Raw genomic sequence first — 22,052 nt, forward strand, 5'->3', positions numbered from 1 at the left:
GCATTGAGCAGATATGATGAACTCAGACGGGAGAAACGTCTAATCGACGAAGAAGCGCGGTCTATTTCCATGGAGCTCAAACGGATCGAAGTCGAGGCCTCTCGGGCGAGCTATATTGCCGGACATGCGGAAGAGGCCCTTTCCAACATCGACCGGGAATTTGAAGAGGCCACACAGCTACAAAAAAGTGACATGGCTGTTCTCTTCTTGGCAATTGCCCTCCAATGTGTCAGGCAATATTTTCTCACAAAATTTCCAGAGCGTTTGGATGATCAGACCGCCGCTCAAAAAGTAAAAACGACAGAGGAGCATTCAAACCGTGGGACGACACTATATCACCCATCTTTAGAGGAGATCATATCTTGTCCGGTTCCGTTCGATGCGAACATCGGCAGTAATGGCGCACTTGCGGGTGGAGGTTCACTTGGGCACCGGGCTACTGCGATCGGACATGATCCTGTCATAGGATTGGTAGTCGGAACGGCAAATATCACGACTGCCACTCTGACGACATGGGATTTCCAGTCATATCATATCGAGACTCGAGACCTCATTACAAAAACTGGAAGAAATATGGGGCCTCGGGATTGTTTTGCAGGGGAAGCAGATACAGCAGAAGTCTTTTATCATACCTCCGAAAGAACCCTGCATGAGGGTATTGGGGGAAAAGAGGCTGTCTGCGCTGCACTGTGTAAAGAAATTGAACATCTCCGATCCGATATTGGCTCCACAAAAAGCTTGCCATTTCCGGTCGTTTCACATTTTTCACCCAAAGTGGCAAGCCGGCTCGCGGAATATGGAATCGATTTTGGAAACGTCGTTCAGGTGTCAAAACAAGCGGGGCTATCAGCTTTTATCAACTTCGTGATCACAAAGCTGCACGGACTCTTACTTTTATCGGAGGAAAGCGAACAAGATATCGACTTTTTTGAGGCGCGTACCCGTAAAATATTGCTGTATTCCAACACGATTGCCTCCGCCAGCAATCTACTGGGAGTTGGTGCAGCCGAGGCGGTCGCCTTTTATACAGAAAATTCTAAATTAGCTGAGCAAGGGCTCCAATACCTAGATATTGGCGGACTTATTGTAACAACACATCGCCTTATTTCAGATCGGATATTTATTCGAAGAATTAAACAGGAATTTTTGGAAAATCACTGGTATGAAACCGTTATGGATCAGATGGGAGGAGAAACAGAATGAGCACACGAGATTTTGAGGCTGGAATGGCAGCCGGAGCGAAGCCCTTTGAGACAAAGTTCAGCCAACAAGCATCGGACATACGGAAGATCGGTAAGGATATGGAAAAGTGGCGCAACCGATACGGCTCGATGATGGATGTAATTCTTGACGATTTGGGGGATCAGGAAAAACAGCGTATCTATAGGATCCAAACCAAACTGGATCCCGCCAATATGGGTGAAAGCGAACAGGAGCTGTTGGTCTGCATTCTGTATACAGTGGCGCGGCATACCGAGGCCACGGACACGGAACGGAACCGCCTGCGGCAGAAGTTCCTGCACGGTGTAGAAAACTATCTGGGCATCACTCGCCCTCAGAGCATGAAAGAGATCTCTGATCTGCAGGAACCCATCGAAAATATCGACAGGAAATCTGAAGAGAAAACCATCCTGCAGGTGCTCTCAGAGTATCTCTATCTGACCTATGGAAATTATGCTTTTATGGACGAGGATCTGGTGGTCCGATATTTTGCCGCCGTTGCGACCCCTGATTTTCTGGAAGAGATCCAGGAGAGCATCGATGAGCAGTTCCGTGCCGTGGGGCCGGAGGGATTGGCAGCGAAGTACCAGGATCTGAAAGCCGCCAAAAGCGCTGAGGCGGAGGCTGAAAAGGCTCCTAAGCTCCGGATCTATGTTGAGATGCCCAAAATGGGAAAAAAGAAAGATCCTCAGACTGAGGAGGAGAGCAAGAGCGCTAAAAGACTGAAGGCGCAGCTGCAGAACAATAGGTACCCCCGGTGTGACGCACCAGTAGATGTGGACTTCTGCGTGTACTATCCCACGAGCCCGGATGCGGATAGCATCAGAGATGCCTTTAAAAATGACTTTTCAGTTAGGCCGCTCTACAGGCAGTATGGCTGCGAGATTTATTGCAAAGGCAGTAGTATCTTCTTGAATTATGCGCTGCCTGAAAATATGAGCGACGCGCTGCGGGAAGGGATCGTGGAGCTTTATGGAAAGTACAGTACCTGCGCCTTTGATCCAGAAATATTGCAATGGGAAGAGGACCATAAGTCAAAAGAAAAAGAGAAATATCTGGCATATAAAGCAAATGCATTGGTGGACTTGGCTGCTCAAAGTGTCAAGAGAGTTGCGCAAAAGGGAATGCATACGGAGGATAAACGCCTTCCGATCGCCATTGGGAAAAAAGCCGGCGGGACAGTTCTACGAGGCATTCAGATGGCTAGCACAGGGGGAGCAAAAGTCATGTTAAAAGCAGGCAATCTCGTTGAAGCGGCAGGGGACAAGGCATCCGTTAGATCTATCAATGCACAGTTTGATAAGAAAATTTTACCCAAGATCCAGAGAGATCTGCTGATGTTTAAACTTCTGGAACTATTGGAGAACGGTACGATCACAACGGAATAAGGATCTATCACTAAGGTGACATCACCTTTAGGTTCTCGTGCAGCGATGCGTGTGGGTTCGAGTCCCTTCAGGCGCACCAAAAAAGAAAGGCATCTGCTGAAAGCAGATGCCTTTCTTTTTTGGGGTTCCGCCGCCCAAAGGGCGGCTCCACCCTCCGGTGATTGGAATGCTCGGGCGAAGCACCCGCAAGGGGCACACCGCATCCGTAAGGCGGCAAAGCCGCCAACGGCTGCGCGGTGAATTCGCCCTGCGCCGAGGTTTTGCCTGCGGCAAAACGCTCGTACGGCGCAAATGCGCCGCCGGCCAGAAGGCCGGTTTGCCAGTTCTCCTGCTGCTGTCTCAATTATGGAAAATATCGATTTTAATCGCCCCTTGCAAAAGAGGAGGACATCCGTATGGATGCCCCCCTCTTTTGATGTATTCAGCAGGTGTGGCGGTTTTCGTAATCCACGATCGCGTCCACCTTTTTGCCGGAGCGCTCGTTGTACTCGTACGTGCAGCTCAGGTACGCGGCGATCAGTTCCTTTGCCAGCATATTGCCCGTGACCTGACTGCCCAGCGTGATGATGTTGCAGTTGTTGGACAGGCACGCCCGCTTGGCGGAATAGACGTTCAGTACGTTTGCCGCATAGGCGCCCTTGACCTTGTTGGCCGCCAGCATGACGCCGATGCCGGTGCCGCAGAACAGGATACCACGGTCAAATTCCTTCGCCGCCACAGCCTCCGCCGCCCGGATGGCGACGTTGGCATAGATGGGATCGTCGCTGCCGAAATCCGTCACCTCATGGCCCAATTCCCTGACGAATTCCATCATTTCCTGCTTGAATGCGGCGGCATTGGGGTCGCAAGCCATTACAATTTTCATTGGAAACCCTCTTGTTCTCTAGAGAATACCGATGACTGGCTCAGTCAAACTTCTGCCCTTCCAGCGGGTACTGCGGGCAGCCGAATTTCTTTGCCCACCAGCTGGTCATCAGGGGAGCCAGGATGCAGCTGACCACCACAGACGCGGCCACCTGGACCGTCGCCGTCTCGGCAACAGCCGCCAGAGAGGGATCCACCACCGCGATGGCCGCCGGGACGGCTACGGCGTTGCCGGCCGTGGTCGCCACGCCCCAGGCCGCATACCCGGGACGGCGGCTGATAAAGCGGTCGCACAGGCAGATGAACGCGCCGCCGATGAACACCGTGGTGAGGCCCAGGACGATGCCGGAGATGCCGCCCTTGACCACATTGACCAGATTGATGCCGGTGCCCAGAGCAAAGCCGATGATGGGGATGATGGCGGAGCCCATGGGAGAGAACAGGTCCCGCATGTCGTGGTCCAGATTCCCGATGATCATGCCGGCGGCCACGGGAATGATCGCCGCGATCAGGGACTGGAAGGGAATGTCCGCCAGACCGGAGGCGCCCAGCGCCACCAGAGTGAAGAAGGGGCCGTCATTGAGCGCCAGCAGGGGGAAGCAGCCGGCGTCCGCACGGTCGCCGTAGTTGCCCATCAGTGTCAGATATACGCTGCCGTTGCTGTTGGTGACTGCGCTGATGATCGCCAGGGAGGACAGGCCCAGGAAGCCGGCGGAGCCGAAGATCTTGCCCACCAGAATGCCGAGGCCCGCACCGATGATAAACTTCGAGATCAGGAGCACGCCGCCGCGCTTGAGCACCTTGCCCATGTCGCCGACCTGCAGGGCGGTGCCCATGCAGAACAGCTGCGCGCCCAGCAGGGTATTGGTGCCTGCGCTGGAGAACACCGCCTGCGTCAGTCCGCCGATCTGCCAGATATTCGGGAAGATCGTGGTGATGATGCTGCCCAAAAGGAGCGGGACTACCATCATTCCGGCAGGAACCTTTTTCAAGAACTTCATAATCATAAATACTTCCCCCTTCTTTTTTCTCTCGCTTTTCTCTGTTATCTGTTTGCTTCCAGCAAGATCCTGTTTACAATGTCGATGCCCACCTCGTCATAGCCGCAGAAGCCGCCTTTGACGACCACCGGCATGCCGTCATAAGAGCCTGCCAGCCGACCTACATCGATCTGGGGAACGATGTTGTCCACGGCGCGGATATAGGCAGTCCCGATCATTTTGCAGACGCTTTCCATCGTGTCGCCTCCGGTCAGGAGCAGTCCCGCGATGCGATCGCGCCCAAATTCACGCAAAACGCTGTCGGTGATCTCCGCCAGGCCGCGGTTGATGCGTGCGGAGCTCTCACCCTGCGCATAGCCATGCCGTTCGTCCTCCTCCCTGAGATTGACCAGGGAGTCGTGGAGCGCCGTCTCCACCAGGAGCACCTTCGGAGGATTGGGCGCGCGCAAAACGCTGCGAAGTTGGACGAGGGTCTGCGTGACCTCCGCCGTGTGTTCCTCCTCGTCTCCCAGGAGGCGGTTTGGCGATACGCTGACGCGCACAGACGCCGGCTCCGCCTGGAGAAGAAGCTCCATCTGTTTCTTCGTGTACGGATTTGCGGAGCCTGCAATGATCAGTGCGGTCTTTCCCTTTGCCGGCTCCGCAGCGTCCTTCTGCGCTGGCTTGTCCTCGCTGGCGATCCCCCGCGCGACTGCGAGCTTCATGGTAAAAGCGCCCGGATCTACCGCCAGGATGTTCCAGTTCAGTTCCACGCAGGCATTGGCGATCTCCGCCTCATGGGCCATGCTCACCGCGTCCAGGATGAAGAATTCCGTTCCGGCTTCACGGCTTTTCCGCAGCGCCTGCTGGATGGCCTCGCAGCCCTGCTGCACCACCGTTATGGGGATCAGGTCCACCTTCCGCCTGGTCTGCTTTTGGATGATGGCGGGCACATAGCATTCCGTGACGGGAGTTTTCACATCCTGCGCGACGGAGGTTTCGTTCAGAATGACGCTGTCGATGACAGAGTAGCCGCCCACGCAGATCCGTTTGGACGGCGGCATGGACGTGACCATGACTGCGACCGTGTCGCCGCCCAAGACGTCCAGCATGGCGTCTGCCTCGTATCCGATGCCGCCCCGCATGGTGGTGTCGATCTTTTTGGAAAAGTACCGCACCCCGGCCGCCTTCAGGGCCAGTGTGGTGCTCTTCACTGCCTCATATGCCGCCTGGGGAGGGAGCGCGCGGCTGCTGGTGCTTACGTAAATGGCCTCCAGCTTTTTTGCCTCGTCGTTTCCGGCCATCGTCTCCGCATTGAGAAACAGCCCGGTTTTCACGTGGGCCTTTGCCATCATCATTCCTGCGCTGGCTGTGCCGGTGAAGTCGTCCGCTACTACCCCGATCTGAAGCATTACGCTCCCTCCTTCGCTCCTGTCAGCTGCACGGCAAAGTCGATGGCGTTCAGCAGACTCAGCTCGTTCGCCTCGCCGTTGCCGGCGTGTCCGTATCCGGTTCCGTGGTCCACGGAGGAGCGGATGATGGAAAAGCCCAGGTTGACATTGATGCCGGAGACCGCATCCCACTTGCCGGCTTCCTTGTTGTAGACAAAGCCTTCGATTTTGCAGGGGATGTGTCCCTGGTCGTGATACATGACGATTACGATGTCGTACCAGCCGCCCAGTGCCTTGGAGAAAATGGTATCCGGCGGCGTGGGCTTTTTCTCGGGGATGTTGATGCCCTCCGCCAGCGCCTGGTCGATGGCGGGCTGGATCTCCTCGATCTCCTCCCGGCCGAACATGCCGTTTTCGCCGCTGTGGGGGTTCAGGCCCGCCACGCCGATCTTGGGGTTGGCAATGCCGATCTTCTTCATGGCGTCGTTGGCCAGCCGGATCACGTCGAGCACGCGGTCCTTCTTGACGCGGTCGCAGGCCTCTCTCAAGGAGCAATGGGTGCTGACGTGGGCGACGCGCAGGTCGTTGTGTCCCAGCATGGTGCACCACTTCTCCGCGTGGGTGTAATGGGCATAGACCTCGGTGTGGCCCACAAAATGGTGCCCGGCCATGTTGATGGCCTCCTTGGAAAATGCATTGGTGACGGTCGCGTCGACTTCACCCTTCATGGCAAGGTCGATGAGCTTGACCACATACTGAAAGCTGGACTCTCCGCCCAGCACCGTGGCCCCGAGGCCGAAGGGCTTGGGATCCTTGGGGTCTCCCGGGATATCCTCCCGCTTGATCAGCCCCATGTCATACACGTCGATCACGCCCGGAACGTACTGGGCCTCGGAGATCGCGTGGATCGGACGGATCTTCACGTCGAACCCGGACAGCGTTTTCTGGACGGCTGCCGCGTACTCCATTGCGCTCGCATCGCCGATAATGACCGGCCTGCACATGTCATACAGCTTTGGATCCTTGAAGATCCTGACCGAGATCTCCGGCCCGTTCCCGAAGGGATCCCCCATTGATATGCCTACAATCGGTTTCGTTCCCACAACTCCGTCTCCTTTCGATGTCGTAAGTTAAAATTATGACTAATCATATAAAACAAAAGCTTTTGACTTATTTTTTCTTTTGTTTGATATTTTACTTATAGCACAATATTCGAATAGCTTCAATGATTTCCGCGGCTTAAAATTTACCAAAACTTCGTAACGTTTTTTGTGCGTTTGCGCAAATGGGCTGTGTTTGTTTCGGAGCGGCATTTGCGCAAACAGACTTTCCGTACGCTTTGTCCTGCGGCGGAACCTGCGGAAAACGGCCCATCTGCGTTGTTTCCGGCCGCGCGTTTCGAACAAAGGCCGCCTTGTATAAGCGGGAACGGCTTTCGCCTGATTCGGGGCCGCCTGAGTCACCGAAAGCAGGGGAGGTCCGCGGGGCCGGAAAGGGACCGTGCTCGGGAAAACCATTTGCAAACAGCGGGGAAACCTGATAAAATTGACCCAGCTTCCGGTATTTGCGGCAGGTGCATGTCCGGCGCCCGAGCCCCTGCAGCGGGCAGGAGGATCGGGTGAAAAGACGCCTGCACTCCGTGCGCCGCTGTGCGGGGCGATGGCGGGATCCCCGTCCAACGGGACCGGGGCCTCCGCTCCGGTGAGGAAGGCCCAGCTGAGCGTTTGAGGCCGGCCGCCGGCAGCGTGATTCTGCGGCTGCATGGGGCCGGACTGCCTCCGGCGGGGATTGGCGCGGGACATCAACCAGGAACAGGAAAGATCGATATGAAACAGGAAGAAAGATTGAGAACGATTCTCAGAGAACTGGAGAATACGGGGGAAGTTCGGGTCACGGATCTGAGCAGGCTGCTGCAGTGCTCGGAAGTGACGATCCGGGGGGATATCAAGCGCCTTGATGAGGAGGGACGGCTGAAGCGGACTTACGGCGGAGCCATCCGCAGATCCGCCGGGATCTCCGTTTCCTTCCGGCCGGGCCTCTACTATGAGCGAGCCGCGCAAAAGCGGGCCATCGCCCAGAAGGCATACACATATATCGAGGACAGGGACACCATCATGCTGGGCGATTCCACGACCTGCCTGTACCTTGCGGAATGTATCCAGAAGGGTCCGGAAAAGCAGGTGTCTGTCATCACCAACTCCCTTTGCGCGGCTGCCATGCTGGTCTCCTGCGATCATGTGACGCTCTTTGTGCTGGGGGGAAAGGTGTTCTCCGAGTCTCCCAACATGCTGGACGGGATCACGGCGGCCCAAGTGCGCAGATACCATGTCAACAAGGCGTTTATCGGCATCAACGGCATCAACCTGAAGGTGGGACTTACAGCGGCAGGCGCCCCGCAGCTGGAAGTGAAGCGGGAGATGCTGGCCTGCGCGGACCGCACCTTTGTGCTGGCGGACAGCAGCAAGTTCGGCAGCAAGGACCTGTTCATGGTCTGTTCGGTGGATGAGATTTACAGCATTATTACGGATAACGAAATTGAGGAATCCTATGTAAAAGAGGCGGAGAAGATGAATGTGCGGGTTGTGATCGCATAGGGAGATCAAGCCCGGCACTGCGGCATCCGGGGCATGGGGAGCGTGTCTCCTGGGGCAGAAACGCTGCCGAGCTTCCGGAACCGGCAACAGGAGGGGCCGGCCCGGGCCTGTTTCCGCTGCATACGAAACAAGGAAGGCGCGAGAGTTCTCGCGCCTTCCTTGTTTCCTTTTGCTGCTGTTGGATGTGCGCCGCCTGACCTGCTGTGCGCAGGAATGTGTCAGCCAGGCGTCTGCCAAGGCTTTTTCGCGGTCACGCAGAGCCAGTTGCGCCGGGAGACGCGGTCTGTGCGTACCTGGCAGAACCCCGCGGATCGCAGAAAGTGCTCCAGCTGCGCTGCGGTGTAAATCTTCATGCCTTTGATGATGGCACACCATTTTTCCTGAGCGGGATCGGAGCCGTCGGCTTCATTGCAGATCAGAAAGCAGCCGCCCGGTTTCAGGACCCGAAGCATCTGGCGGAAGCTCTGCTCCGGATCCGGCCAGAAATAGACGGTCTCAAAGGCGGTGACCAGATCGAAGGCACTGTCGGGAAAGGGAAGAGACGCCACGTCTCCCACCATGACCCGGCAAAGACCAGCGGCCACGGCCCGGCGGTTGACCTTTTCTGCTTTGTCTGCGCTTACAGGGGAGTGGTCCAGCCCAATGACCAGCCCGCCGGAAAAACGCTTCCGCATGGCGGCCATGTTGGCGCCGCCTCCGCAGCCTGCATCCAGCACCAGGCTGCCGTCCTTTAACTCCAGGTGCTGCATGCCCCAGCGGGCCACGGAGGCATGGCCCCGGTTCATCATGGACACCATGATTTTTCCGCCCAGGCCCTGCGGATTTCGGGTGTGTTCAAAGAAATTGTGCATGATCGCTTGACCCTCCTCGTTTGTGTGGATTGAACTTCCGCTGTTCCCCGCAGGGGTCCCGGCCGGCATCCAGCGGGAGCACGGGGCGGCTGCGGATGGTATGCAATGGTGTTAGTTTAAACTAACCATATGCGGATTGTAGCACGCTGTCCGGCAATATGCAAGGGGTGACCGGCGCAAATCCTGTGCGGGTCCGTGCCGGCCAATTTTTCGGATTCCGGGCCTGCAATTTGCCGGACAACGTAGCATCATATAGCTGGCTTTAGCTAACTATATGCCACCAGATCCAGCATAAAGGCAGGTAAGTTCTGATATTGACGATTGGGAGAGCAATATGGTGAGTAAATTTTTGACAAACGGAGGACACGGTTTGATCCGCTGGAGCGGCAGTATGCCGGGCGTACGGATCTGCCAGTTTGAACTGGAGGAGTCCTGGGCGGAAAAAATGCGGGCCATTCCGCTTGCGGGGGCGCCTGGCCATTTTGAGATGGTTTTCTGTCAGGGCGGGAGTGCCATCGCCGAACGCATGCATGCCGCTCCGGCAAGGTGGAGGCGGAGAACGTCTTTTTGCGCTCCGAAGTGTTCGGGTTCCGCTCTTTCAAAATCAGCGGAGAGTTGAAAGGATCCGTCATGACCGCCTGCTGCCGGCGCGGAAAGACACTTGACAAAGAAATTATACGGCTGTATAATAAAATCGAATTATACGAGTGTATAAAAAGGAGGCAGGCTGATGGAGCAGGAGATCAAACGGCTGGGAGATGCCGAACTGGAGATCATGCAGGCAGTGTGGCGGGCGGAGGGACCGGTCAGCGCCAGCGAGGTGCGCGCGGCCCTCCGGGGCCGGCGGGACTGGGCGCTGGCCACGCTGATGACGGTTCTGAAGCGCCTTTGTGACAAGGGGTTTCTCCTGTGCGAAAAGCAGGGGCGGAACAATCTGTACCGGGCGCTGATCGCGGAGGAGACCTATCAGCAGCAGGAGGGCCGCACGGTGCTGGAAAAGCTCTACGGCAACTCCGTGACCGGTCTGGTGGCGTCGCTGTACGCAGGAAAGTCCATTGACGATGCGGACATGGCGGAGCTCAAGCGCTTTTTGGAGGAATGGGAGGGCGGAACATGATGGAGTCCTTTGTCATCGATCTGCTGCGGACGTCCCTGGTGGTGGGGGCGGCCGCCTGTGCGCTGGCCGCCGCGGCCCGGCCGTGGTACCGGCGCTTTTCCGCCGGGGGAAGGAACCGGCTGTGGCTGCTGCTGTCGATTTTGCTGCTGGCGGGACCCTTTCTGCGGCCGCCTCAGGCCTACCGCATCGCCTTGCCCGCCGCCGTTTCGGCTCCGGCGGAAGAGGCCTACCGCGGTCAGGCCGCCGCGCCGCAGTCTGCGGGAGAGACGGGGGGAGAGACGGCGGGAGAGACGGCGGAGAGCGTCCCCCAGACCGCTGCGGCACCGGCCCTGCAGGCCGCTGCGCCGGAGGAGGGGGAAAGCTCCGCCCGGCTGCCGTCCGTGACGCCGGAAACAGCCGCCCAGTGGATCTGGGGAGTGGGGGCCGCCGCCTTTGTGCTGTGGCAGGCCGGGGGAGAGTTCCTTTTCCGCCGCCGGGTCCGCCGGTGGGACGTTCCGGAGGAGGACGAGGCGGTACTGGCGCTGTACCGGTCGGTGCTGCCCGAGGTGCCCCATCCGCCGCTGCTGCGCTGCGCCGCCGTGGAGACCCCGGTGCTGGCGGGGGCGCTGCGGCCCAGGCTCCTGCTGCCAGAGCGGACGTATGAGGCGGAGACGCTGGGCTACCTGTTCCGCCATGAGCTGTGCCACCGGAAGAGCCGGGATATCTGGCGCAAGCTGCTGTATCTGACGGCAAATGCCGTCCACTGGTTCAACCCTGCCGTGTGGCTGCTGCGCCGGGAGGCGGAGCGGGATCTGGAGCGGCTGTGCGACGAGCGGGTGGTGGCCGCGGCGGGGGCCGCGGAGCGCCGGGCTTACGGCGCGGTGCTGCTGGATGCAGCCGGATCCATCCGGGGACCGGCAGCCTCCACGTACATCTCCAATGACGCCAGGGCCCTGCGGGACCGGCTGGAGAGCATCCTGCGCCCCGGCAGGCGCAGCGGCCGGGTCTGGACGGCGCTGGCGGGCCTGGCGGTCTGCGGCGCGGTGGTGCTCACCGGCTGCTTCGGCGGCGCAGAGGTCCCCGCGGACACGGCGGAGAGCATCGGAACAGACCGGGAGATCCAACACATCCTGATCCTGGGCACTGCGCAGAATACGCCCCAGCTGAGCTGCGACGCGGTGCTGCTGGTGACATGCGACTATGACCGGCCTGCCCTGGATGTCCTGAGTATCCCGCGGGATACCTACTTCGCTCAGGCGGAGGGGACGGCCAAGACGCCCGGCAGAGGCGCCTTTTCCTCCGACACGCCTCTGGAGACGGCGGCGGAGCTGGTCTCCCAGCTGACCGGTACCCGTGTGGACGCCACAGTGATCGTCGACGCGGAGGCCCTGGCCGGCCTGGTGGAAGCCGTGGGCGGCGTGACCTGCGCCGTTCCCCGGGATATGGACTACGACGACCCGGCCCAGGGGCTGTCCATCCACCTGACGGAGGGCACCCGGCACCTGGACGGAGAGCAGTTCGTGGGGCTTCTGCGCTACCGGCTGGGGAACGATCTCAGCGAGAGCTATCCCCAGGGGGACCTGGACCGGATCCGAACCCAGCAGCAGGCCATCGGGGCCCTGGCGGAGGCGGTCTGCGGATGCTCCCTGGAACAGATCGCGGACCTGACAGCCTTGGCGGCTGAGAGCGTGACTACGGACCTCTCCGCTCAGCAGCTGCTGTATCTGAGCAAGGGGCTCCTGTCCGGCGGTCTGTCCGCGGAGGATGTGACCTGTTCCACGCTGCCGGGGGCGAATGGCTCCATCTGGAGCGAGGAATACCAGTGCCATCTGAGCTACTGGATCCCCGCCGGGACGGAGGAGATCAGTGGGATGCCGGACCTGAGCGATCCCCAGTCGGCGGCGGAGACGGACCGGCAGGCTATGGAGGCGGCGGGGGCCGTTCCCCATGACCCGTGAGACCGGCCGACGGGAGAGCGGAAAGCAGCAGATACCGCGGAAACCGCCGGAGCGGAGCGGACGGCCCATGTGGTCTGGGTCAGTGAGGAGGCGCGAATCGCGTCCTTTCATCCGGTGAAGGGGTATCTTCCCCGGCGCTTCTGGAACCACGCCTTTTTATGGGCTATCTGTACTCCCTGCAAAGACGCAGCTTCCGCTTTCAGTGAAGGGGAGGGCGCGAAACAGCCGTGCCGGAAAGGCGCGGCTGTTTTTTTAACATCTGCCGGAGCAATGACGGCTACCATTTCCTGCCGGAAGGGAGTATAATAAAAAATAGCGAAATCAGGGGGAGGTCCCTGTCGGGAGGGTATGGCGTGATGAAGAGAAAGACCATCCGCTTTTTGTGGGTCAGTCTGGCGGTCCTGGCCGCGCTGTGCGTGGCGGTGTTCGCGTGGCTTAATCAGACTATGGTGCAAAAGAGCAACGAGACCATCACCCGGGTGGCAAATATCTATATGGAGGAGATCAACACCCAGCTGCGGCGGCACTTTGACTCGCTGGTGGAAATGCAGCTGTCCCAGGTGGAGGGACTCATCCTGGCTGTGCCGCCCGAGACGGTGCGGACGATGGATGAGGACACCGTGCAGACCTTGACGGAAAAGGGGAGAGCCAGAGGTTTTACCTACCTGGCCCTGTACAACACCGACGGCCAGGCGGATATCCTGTATGGGGAACCGGTGACGATCCGGGAGGAGGACCGCTTTCTGGATTCCCTGAACCAGGCGGAGCCGAAAGTCGTCCTGGGCGACACCGCCGCCGGTCAGGGTGTGCTGCTGCTGAGCGTGTCGGTGGGCTATCCGGTATCGGAGGGATATCCCATGCGGGACGGCAGCCGGTGCACCGCCCTGCTGGCCGGTGTGCCCGTGGAGTTGGTCAACCTGGCGCTGTCACTGGACGAGGACGAGACGCTGGTGTTCTCCCACATCATTGAGAGAAGCGGCCGCTTTGTGGTGAAGAATTCCCGGTTGGATACGGACAACTATTACGACTGGCTGCTGGCGCGGGGAGAATTTGCCGGAAAGAGCCCGGAACAGGTGGTCTCCGAGATGCGCGGGAGCCTGGCTCAGGGAGGATTTTTCAGCATGGCCATGTCGCTGGACGGCCGGCATCGGCATGTCTACTGCTCTCCGCTGTCCAACTCCGAGTGGTATCTGGTCACAGTGATGCCCTACGGCGCGCTGGACGAGGCGGTGTCGGATCTGGGCAGTGACCGGGCGGCCACCATGCTGGCCGGATGCGGGATCCTGCTGGCGGCCACGCTGGTGGTGTTCTTCCTGTATCTGCGCATGTCCCGGCGCCAGCTGGCGGCCGTGGAAAAGGCCCAGCGGGAGGCCGAGCGGGCCAACCGGGCCAAGAGCGAGTTCCTCTCCAATATGAGCCACGACATCCGCACTCCCATGAACGCCATCGTGGGCATGACCGCCATCGCCGCGGCCAATATGGACAACCCCGACCGGGTGGCCTCCTGTCTGCGGAAGATCTCCCTGTCCAGCCAGCACCTGCTGGGCCTGATCAACGACGTTCTGGATATGTCCAAGATCGAAAGCGGCAAGCTGACGCTGAACGTGGACGTCATCTGCCTGCGGGAGATCATGGAGAGCATCGTCAGCATCATCCAGCCCCAGGTAAAGGCCAAGCGGCAGCTGTTCGACGTGTTTATCCAGAACATCCGGCGGGAGAACCTGTACTGCGACAGCGTGCGGCTGAACCAGGTGCTGCTGAACCTGCTGTCCAACGCCATGAAGTTCACCCCCGAGGAGGGCAGCATCACCGTGACGGTCTCTCAGGAGGATTCCCCCCGGGGCGAGGGCTTCGTCCGGACCCACTTCATCGTCCGGGACACCGGCATCGGCATGTCGGAGGAATTCCAGAAAAAGATCTTCGACTCCTTTGCCCGGGAGGACAGCACCCGCGTCCAGCGCACCGAGGGCACCGGCCTGGGTATGGCTATCACCAAATACATTGTGGATGAGATGCGGGGCACCATCGCCGTGGCCAGCCGGCGGGGCGAGGGCAGCGAGTTCCATGTGACGCTGGATCTGGAGACCGCTCCCGAGGACGACGAAACCATGCGCCTGCCCGACTGGGAGATGCTGGTGGTGGACGACGACGAGCAGTTGTGCCGCTCCGCCGCCGACTCCCTCCGGGACATGGGCGTCCGGGCGGAGTGGGCGCTCAGCGGACCGCAGGCCATCGACATGGCCCGGGAGCGGCACCGCCAGGGCCGGGATTACCAGGTGATCCTGCTGGACTGGAAGATCCCGGGCATGGACGGCATCGAGACGGCCCGGCGCCTGCGGGCAGCCATCGGGGACCATGTGCCCATCCTGCTGATCTCCGCCTACGACTGGAGCGACATTGAGGACCAGGCCCGTCAGGCCGGCATCAGCGGCTTTTTGTCCAAGCCGCTGTTCAGGTCCACCCTGTACCACGGCCTGCTGCGCTTTGCCGGGGACGAGGCGGCCCGGCCGGAGGAGCCCCAGGAAACCGGCCGGGACTTTTCCGGCGTCCGCATCCTGCTGGCGGAGGACAACGAGCTCAACTGGGAGATCGCGAGCGAGCTGCTCACGGCTCAGGGCTTCCGGCTGGACTGGGCAGAGAACGGTCAGCGGTGCGTGGAGCTGTTCGAATCCGCTGAGGCCGGGACCTACGACCTGATCCTGATGGACCTGCGGATGCCGGTGATGAACGGCTACGACGCCACCCGGGCCATCCGTGCCCTTGACCGGCCGGACGCCCAGACCATTCCCATCATCGCCATGACCGCCGACGCCTTCTCCGAGGACATCCACCGGTGCCTGGAGTGCGGTATGGACGCCCATATCGCAAAGCCCCTGGACATGCGGGAGCTGCTGCGCCTGCTGCAGCGGTATCTGCCGTGATCTGCCGTGCGCCCGCTTGCGGGCGCACGGTTTTTCCCTGCCGTGGACAATGGTGGTTTACCGGCGGAAAAAAGTCTGATACAATCAAAGGACCACTGATAAAGGAGGATACCGCCATGGCCCCGTTGATCCTGATCGCGGAGGATGACGCCGACATCCGCAGCCTGCTTCGGCTCTATCTGGAGGGGGAGGGCTTCCGGGTGGCAGAGGCCGCCGACGGCGCCGCCGCTCTGGACCTGGCCCGGGCCGAGCCGCCGGACATGGCCATTTTGGATGTGATGATGCCGGTGATGAACGGCTTTGAGCTGACCCGGGCCCTGCGGGCTTACAGCGACGTGCCCATTTTGATCCTCTCCGCCAAGAGCCAGGACAACGACAAGATCCTGGGTCTGAACCTGGGCGCCGACGACTACATCGCAAAGCCCTTCAACCCGGTGGAGATCGTGGCCCGGGTCCGGGCCCAGCTGCGCCGGGCCGCCCGGACGGGGGGCGACGTGCTGCGGGTGGGGGATCTGGCCCTGGACACCGCCTCGTTCCAGCTGACCCGGGGCGGTACGCCCATCCCCTTGACGCCCATGGAGTACAAGGTCCTGGCCCTGCTCATGCGGGCCCCGGGGCGGATCTTCACCAAGGTCCAGCTGTACGAAGGGGCGGTGGGCCCCTATTTCGAGGGAGACGACAACACGATGATGGTGCACATCTCCAAGCTGCGGGAGAAGATCGAGGAGGATCCCAAAAATCCTCGCTACATCATCACGGTGAGAGGATTGGGGTATAAGATTGAAAAATAAACGACGCTCCGGCAGCCTCTTCGCGCTGCTGGCCCGGACGTATCTGCTCTTTACGCTGACGCTGCTGGCCATCGCGGCGGGGGTGTTCTGCCTGTGGGAAGCGTGGCTGACGGACCTCTACCGCCCGGTGGACTGGGACGGGCTTTTGACGGACCCGGCTCTGGAGAGCGGAGACTACGGCCGGGCGGCCCGGTCCCTTGCCAAAGGCGGCGGGGAATTTGCCGTCTATGACCAGGCGGGGCGGCTGCGCTACGCCTCCGGCGACGGCTTCGATCCGATCTGTACCGCCGGAGAACTGGACTGCGTGCCCCTTTACGGCGACGACGTGTCCACGACGGTGTTCCCCCGGCAGAGCCCCGACGGCGCGTCGGGCTATCTGCTCATCCGCCAGCGCTATGACGGCAGCGAGACCGCGCCCGCGGAGCTCATGGCCCTGGATGGGGACTACCAAGTGACCTACGGCGGCTTTTCCGACGGCCGCACAGGCTATACCCGCCGGGAGTACCAGTATCTCACCGGCACCCGCTTTCCCGGCACCCGCTTGGTGCGCCAGGAGATCTCCTCTGCCCGCGGTGAGGAGACGCTGCTGCTGCGGGAGCGGCTTTTGACGCCGGAGGAGGACCTGCGCCACTACCGGGAGTCCTGGCGGATCTGGCTTTTGTGTGTACCGCTGTACCTGCTGGGGGCAGGGGCCTTTTTGTGGTGGCTGAGCCGCAAGATCGGCAGGCCCCTGCGGCGGCTCAACGACGCCGTGGAGGCCCAGGCGGAGGGACGGTCGGTCCGGGTGGGCGAGTGCGGCGGCACCAGGGAGATCCGGCGCATCGCCGAGAGCTTCGACCGCTTTGCCGACCGCCTGGACGAAAGCGAGGCGGAGCGGCGCCGCCTGGACCAGGGCCGCCAGAAGCTCATCGCCGATATCTCCCACGATATCAAGACCCCCGTCACCGTCATTGCCGGGTATGTGGACGCCATCTGCGACGGCACGGCGCCGCCTCAGGAGCGGGAGCGGTATCTCCGGGCCATCCGGGCCCGGGCGGAGACCCTGACGGAGCTGGTGGAGGCCTTCCACGAGTACAGCAAGGTGGAGCACCCGGCTTTCGTGCTCCACCGGGAGCGGACGGACCTGTGCGAGTTCCTGCGGGCGTATCTGGCGAAAAAGTACGGCGAGATCGACCTGGCGGGCTTCTCGCTGGAGGTGGCCATCCCGGAGCGGCCCCTCTTTTGCCGGCTGGACCGGCTCCAGTTCACCCGGGTGCTGGACAACCTCCTCACCAACGCCCTGCGCCACAACCGCCTGGGGACCGTGCTGTTCTTCGATGTGGAGCGGGAGGGGACCCAGGCCCTGGTGCGGGTGGCGGACAACGGCGCCGGTATCCCCCCGGAGCAGGCCGCCCGGCTGTTCGAGCCCTTCGTGGTGGGCAGCGAGGCCCGCTCCGGCAAGGGCAGCGGCCTGGGGCTGTCCATCACCCGGCGGATCGTGGAAAAGCACGGCGGCACCATCGTCCTCTCGCCCCGGCCGGGCCCCGGCCGCAGCACGGAGTTTTTGCTGCGCCTGCCCCTGGACCCGTCCCCGGCGCCGCCCCGGAGAGAAGAGACAGCCGAATAAGAGATCGGAAATGGGGATCCCCCGGACCGCACAGGTCCGGGGGATTTTTTGCTTTCTTTGCAAATCTTAAGAAAACGCAAAGGGGCGGTAAAGACTGGGGCGGTATGATACACCGCAGAAAGGGGGCTGACCCATGAACCAGCCTGATCCGCGGAGCCGTCCCATCATCGAGGTGCGGGACGTCCGCAAGGAATATCCCATCGGCGACGAGACGGTGGTGGCGCTCAAGCGCATCAATCTCCAGGTTTTTCGGGGGGAGATCTGCTGTATCTTCGGCACCTCCGGCTCCGGAAAGAGCACGCTGCTCAACCAGTTGGCCGGGATGGAGAAGCCCACCCGGGGCGAGGTGCGCATCGGCGGCGTACCTATCTCCCGGCTGGATGAGAACCAGCTGGCATCCTTCCGCCAGAAGCACCTGGGCTTCGTGTTCCAATCTTACAACCTGCTGCCCAACCTCACCGCCACGGAGAACGTGGCCATGCCGCTGCTGTTCCGGGGCGTGCCCCGGCGGGAGCGGGAGGAGGCGGCCCGGGCCCTTTTGAAGCGGGTGGGCCTGAGTCACCGGCTGGACCATTTTCCCCGGCAGATGTCCGGCGGCCAGCAGCAGCGGGCGGGCATCGCCCGGGCCTTCATCGCCCGGCCGGACGTGGTCTTTGCCGACGAGCCGACCGGCAACCTGGACTCCAAGACCACCGTGGAGATCATGGAGATGATCTGCACCTTTGCCCGCAACTATCACCAGACCATCATCCTGGTGACCCACGATCCGGAGATGGCGTCCTACGCCGACCGGATCGTCACCCTCATCGACGGCGAGATCGTCAGCAATCAACGAAATCAAAAGGAGAATCCCCGCCATGAAACGTAATCTGCTTATCCGCGGCTGCGCGCTGTTGCTGCTGGTGGTCCTGGCGGCCACCCTGGTCCCCATGGCCTCCGCCGCCGGCGGCAGCCTGTACATCACAGGCTACACCGTCACCGATGCCGGCGGCAGGCCGGTGGGCGCCATCACCAAGGGCTCCACGGTGAACATCGCTGTGTCCGTCAAGGACATCAGCAACGGCAGCGGCCAGGGCAATCTCCAGAGCCTGGACATCGCCAAGCTGGACGACAGCTTCACCGGCGGCACCGTGACCGTCCGCAAAACCTCCCCGGACGGCATGCCCCTGGTCTATGAGGTGCTGCTGACGGGCGTCCAGTACAAGGGCGTGGGCCAGGCCCTGCGGTTCCAGGTGGGCAGCGCCGGTCAGCCGGACACCTATCAGACCATGGAGACCACCATCACCGAGGCGGTGGTCTACGAGGCGCCCCAGCCGGTGGCGCCGCCCCCGGCCGAGGCCCCGGAGCCCTCCCCGGCACCCATGGTGGTGATCTCCCGCAGCGAGCTGGAGCAGCCCCTGCGCCCTGGCCAGGAGGTGGAACTGACGGTGTACTTCCGCAACCTCAGCGGCCCCCGCCTGCGCTCCCCGGTGGCCTCCTTTACCCCCTCGGAGGGGCTGAGCATTGTGGGCGGCGCCTCCTCCTTCCCCCTGGACGACATCTCCGGCAAAAAGAGCGTCAGCCTCAAGCTGCGCGTCAGGGCCGCCAGTGTCATCTCCTCGCCCAATCAGTCCCTGGGGGTGGAGCTGAAGTACAACTATCACAACAACGTCTCCATGGTCCAGGCCACCGCCAACGACAAGATCTCCATTCCCGCCGTGGCCCGGGAGAGCGTGCCCCAGCCGGTGGTGGTGACGACCCGCTCCGCCATGGACACGCCCATGGCGCCGGGGGAGATCCGGGAGATCACCCTGTCCTTTGCCAATACCAGCGAGGCCCGGCTGGTCTCGCCGGTGCTCTCCGTGACGCCCTCAGAGGCGCTGGTGCTGAAGAACGACGTCTCCACCTTCCTGATGGAGGATATCGCTCCCGGCGCCGCCGGTACTGTGATGCTGAAGCTGCAAGCTGCAAAGGATGTGACCTCCGCCAACCAATCTGTCAGCACAGAGCTGAAATTCGCCTATGACAACGGCACCGCTCTGGCGCAGGCATCCGTGTCGGACAAGATCAACGTCCCCGTGGACGTCCCCTCCAAGGCGGACGCCCCCACGCCCAATATTGTCATCCGCAGCTTCACCTACGGCGAGAGCTCCGTGGCCACGGGCAGCGCGTTTCCCCTGAACTTCACCTTTGTCAACACCGGCAAGATGGGCATTGAGAATGTGGTGGTCACCGTGGACGGCGGAGAGAGCTTTACCATGGACAACAGCACCAACACCTTCTACTACCCCGCGCTGTCCGCCGGGGGCAGCCAGACCCAGGAGGTGCCCATGCGGGTGGTGCCCACCGGCAAGAGCGGTGCCCAGAGCATCACGGTGGGCTTCAAATATGAGTACATATCCGGTGACAAGCGAACCCAGGCCAATACGGACATCCGGATCTCCGTTCCGGTCTATCAGCCCGACCGCTTCCAGATCAACGCCCCCGCCGTGCCGGAGACGGTGACGGTGGGTGAGGAGACGGCCATCACCCTGGCCTATGTGAACAAGGGCCGGGGCGACATTTCCAACGTGGAGGCCGTGGTGGAGGGCGACGGAGTGGACACCCCCGCCCGGACCCAGTACCTGGGCAACATCATTGCCGGCAGCAGCGGCAACATCGGCTTTGCCCTGACGCCCAGCCAGGAGGGGGAGATCCCCCTGACGCTGAAGATCTCCTATGAAAATGCGGACCAGCAGCTGGTGACCCGGGAGTTCCCCGTCACGCTCAAGGCCGAGGAGCCGCCCATGGTGGAGGAGACGGATTTTGAAGAGCCGGAGCAAAGCGGCGGCTTCCCCTGGCTGGCGGTGGTCCTGGTGATCGCCGGAGCCGGAGCCGGCGGTGGGGCGCTGTGGCTGCGCAAGCGGAAAAAGAAGGCGGAGGCCGTGACCGACGGCAGCTGGGAGGACTGGGACCAGGCACCGGGCAGTGAGGAGGCGTGAGCGTTGAAACAAAATGATCTGCTGCGTATTTGCCTGCAAAATCTCATGCGCCGCAAGTCCCGCACCTTCCTCACGGTGCTGGGCGTGCTCATCGGCTGCTGCTCCATCGTCATCATGGTGTCTCTGGGCATCGGCATGAAGCAGTCCCAGGAAAAGCTGCTGGCGGAGATGGGTGATCTGACCATCGTTACCGTCAACGCCCCCCAGGGCGGCCGGGGCAAGCTGAAGCTGGACGACGCCCTGGTGCGCCGCCTGCGGACCCTGGAGGGGGTGGAGTCCGTGACGCCCAAGCAGTCTCTGGAGGTGGAGTCCATCCGGCTGGTGACCGGGATCGGCGGCCGCTATGTGGCCGACTGGTCGGCGCTGGTGGGTCTGGACACCGCCGAGATGGAGAAGATGGGCTATCAGGTCCTCTCCGGCGACCGGGCGCAGAAGAGCGGCGACGTGCTGGTGGGACAGTATCTGGCGTACAGCTTCCGGGACACCCTGCGCCCTGACGGCAGCAACATGGTGGACCGCTGGAGCGGCATGTGGGACGAGAGCGGAAAGGATAAGGATCCGCCGCCACCCTATTTTGACCCCCTCAGCGGCCCAATCACCCTGGAGGCGGAGACGGCAAACGGCAAAATCACCGCCCAGCTGCGTCCTGTGGGCGTGGTGAAGGAGGACTACTCCAAGGGGGCGGAGACCTCCGAGGGGGTGATCATGAGCCTTTCGGACCTGCGCGGGCTGCTGACCAAGGCCCTGGGCAACGGCAAGAAGATGCCGGCCTACGACTCTGTCCTGGTAAAGGTGCAGAACATCTCTCAGGTGAAGCCGGTGGAGAGCCAGATCAAGACCATGGGCTACTCCACGGAGTCCATGGAGAGCATCCGGGAGCCCATGGAAAAGGAGGCCCGGCAAAAGCAGATGATGCTGGGAGGCCTTGGCGCCATCTCCCTGTTCGTGGCGGCCCTGGGCATCACCAACACCATGATCATGTCCATCTCCGAGCGGACCCGGGAGATCGGCATTATGAAGGCTCTGGGCTGTTATGTCCGGGACATCCGGGTGATGTTTCTGGCGGAGGCGGGCGCCATCGGCCTCATCGGAGGACTGGTGGGCTGCGTCATCAGCTTCGTGATCTCGGTGATCATCAACCTGGTATCCATGGGGCTGTCGCCGGAGAATCTGCCGGCGGCCATCCTGGGCGGCGGCGAGACCTCCCGGGTGTCGGTGATCCCCCCGTGGCTGCTGCTGTTCGCGGTGGTGTTCTCCGTGCTGATCGGCCTGGGCTCCGGGTACTATCCGGCCAACAAGGCGGTCCAGATCCCCGCTCTGGAGGCGATTAAAAGCGAATGACCCCCCGATACGAAGAAAATCAGGCGGCGCCCTCTTGACAGGGCGCCGCCGTCGTGTTATATTTGCATTACGGTTAGTTACTAAACTAAT

General features: G+C 61.4%; 17 protein-coding genes. 11 read left to right on the forward strand and 6 right to left on the reverse strand.

The annotated features are described in order from the left end of the window. Positions 1-3: 3 nt before the first annotated feature. Together KFE19_13015 and KFE19_13020 are read left to right on the forward strand one after the other, a co-directional pair. A complete protein-coding gene (locus KFE19_13015) occupies positions 4-1,203 on the forward strand; it encodes a hypothetical protein (protein ID QUO37297.1) in 1,200 nt (399 codons plus the stop codon). Continuing rightward, positions 1,200-2,609, forward strand: a complete 1,410-nt coding sequence (locus tag KFE19_13020) for a hypothetical protein (GenBank protein QUO37298.1) — start codon at positions 1,200-1,202, stop codon at positions 2,607-2,609. The genes KFE19_13015 and KFE19_13020 overlap by 4 nt, the downstream gene beginning before the upstream one ends. A gap of 67 nt (positions 2,610-2,676) precedes the next feature. Here KFE19_13020 and KFE19_13025 read toward each other — a convergent pair whose 3' ends face one another. The 5 genes from KFE19_13025 to KFE19_13045 form a co-directional block, all read right to left on the reverse strand. Continuing rightward, positions 2,677-2,952: a hypothetical protein gene (locus tag KFE19_13025; protein QUO37299.1), complete on the reverse strand. Its 276-nt coding sequence runs from the start codon at positions 2,950-2,952 to the stop codon at positions 2,677-2,679. Between the two features lie 78 nt (positions 2,953-3,030). Further along, positions 3,031-3,474: an RpiB/LacA/LacB family sugar-phosphate isomerase gene (locus tag KFE19_13030; protein ID QUO37300.1), complete on the reverse strand. Its 444-nt coding sequence runs from the start codon at positions 3,472-3,474 to the stop codon at positions 3,031-3,033. Between the two features lie 40 nt (positions 3,475-3,514). Further along, on the reverse strand, positions 3,515-4,480 hold the full coding sequence (locus tag KFE19_13035) for a 2-keto-3-deoxygluconate permease (protein QUO37301.1): 966 nt from the start codon (positions 4,478-4,480) through the stop codon (positions 3,515-3,517). A gap of 38 nt (positions 4,481-4,518) precedes the next feature. After that, positions 4,519-5,865, reverse strand: a complete 1,347-nt coding sequence (locus tag KFE19_13040; GenBank protein ID QUO37302.1) for a four-carbon acid sugar kinase family protein — start codon at positions 5,863-5,865, stop codon at positions 4,519-4,521. Next, the gene (locus KFE19_13045; protein ID QUO39629.1) at positions 5,865-6,917 is read right to left on the reverse strand and encodes a 4-hydroxythreonine-4-phosphate dehydrogenase PdxA; all 1,053 of its coding nucleotides are present in this window, start codon (positions 6,915-6,917) and stop codon (positions 5,865-5,867) included. Before KFE19_13045 ends, KFE19_13040 begins: the two co-directional genes overlap by 1 nt. A gap of 753 nt (positions 6,918-7,670) precedes the next feature. On the opposite strand from KFE19_13045, the gene KFE19_13050 reads away from it, so the two are divergent. After that, positions 7,671-8,438 (forward strand): DeoR/GlpR transcriptional regulator, encoded by a 768-nt coding sequence (locus KFE19_13050; GenBank protein ID QUO37303.1) that lies wholly within the window; start codon positions 7,671-7,673, stop codon positions 8,436-8,438. 218 nt (positions 8,439-8,656) lie between these two features. Here the strand turns inward: KFE19_13050 and KFE19_13055 are convergent, their stop codons facing one another. After that, positions 8,657-9,289: a class I SAM-dependent methyltransferase gene (locus KFE19_13055; protein QUO37304.1), complete on the reverse strand. Its 633-nt coding sequence runs from the start codon at positions 9,287-9,289 to the stop codon at positions 8,657-8,659. A gap of 730 nt (positions 9,290-10,019) precedes the next feature. On the opposite strand from KFE19_13055, the gene KFE19_13060 reads away from it, so the two are divergent. From KFE19_13060 to KFE19_13095, 8 genes are all read left to right on the forward strand, one after another. Beyond that, positions 10,020-10,406, forward strand: coding sequence for a BlaI/MecI/CopY family transcriptional regulator (locus KFE19_13060; GenBank protein ID QUO37305.1), 387 nt, complete (start codon positions 10,020-10,022; stop codon positions 10,404-10,406). Beyond that, entirely contained in the window at positions 10,403-12,343 is a 1,941-nt protein-coding gene (locus KFE19_13065; GenBank protein ID QUO37306.1) for an LCP family protein, read from the forward strand. Before KFE19_13060 ends, KFE19_13065 begins: the two co-directional genes overlap by 4 nt. Before the next feature lie 356 nt (positions 12,344-12,699). Further along, positions 12,700-15,264: a response regulator gene (locus KFE19_13070; GenBank protein QUO39630.1), complete on the forward strand. Its 2,565-nt coding sequence runs from the start codon at positions 12,700-12,702 to the stop codon at positions 15,262-15,264. 116 nt (positions 15,265-15,380) lie between these two features. Continuing rightward, a complete protein-coding gene (locus KFE19_13075) occupies positions 15,381-16,055 on the forward strand; it encodes a response regulator transcription factor (GenBank protein QUO37307.1) in 675 nt (224 codons plus the stop codon). After that, a complete protein-coding gene (locus KFE19_13080) occupies positions 16,045-17,661 on the forward strand; it encodes a HAMP domain-containing histidine kinase (protein ID QUO37308.1) in 1,617 nt (538 codons plus the stop codon). The genes KFE19_13075 and KFE19_13080 overlap by 11 nt, the downstream gene beginning before the upstream one ends. A gap of 133 nt (positions 17,662-17,794) precedes the next feature. After that, positions 17,795-18,529, forward strand: a complete 735-nt coding sequence (locus KFE19_13085; protein QUO37309.1) for an ABC transporter ATP-binding protein — start codon at positions 17,795-17,797, stop codon at positions 18,527-18,529. After that, on the forward strand, positions 18,519-20,621 hold the full coding sequence (locus KFE19_13090; GenBank protein QUO37310.1) for a hypothetical protein: 2,103 nt from the start codon (positions 18,519-18,521) through the stop codon (positions 20,619-20,621). The genes KFE19_13085 and KFE19_13090 overlap by 11 nt, the downstream gene beginning before the upstream one ends. Before the next feature lie 3 nt (positions 20,622-20,624). Further along, the gene (locus tag KFE19_13095; protein QUO37311.1) at positions 20,625-21,962 is read left to right on the forward strand and encodes an ABC transporter permease; all 1,338 of its coding nucleotides are present in this window, start codon (positions 20,625-20,627) and stop codon (positions 21,960-21,962) included. Positions 21,963-22,052 lie beyond the last annotated feature (90 nt).

The organism is Dysosmobacter sp. Marseille-Q4140, from assembly GCA_018228705.1.
Classification (GTDB): domain Bacteria; phylum Bacillota; class Clostridia; order Oscillospirales; family Oscillospiraceae; genus Oscillibacter.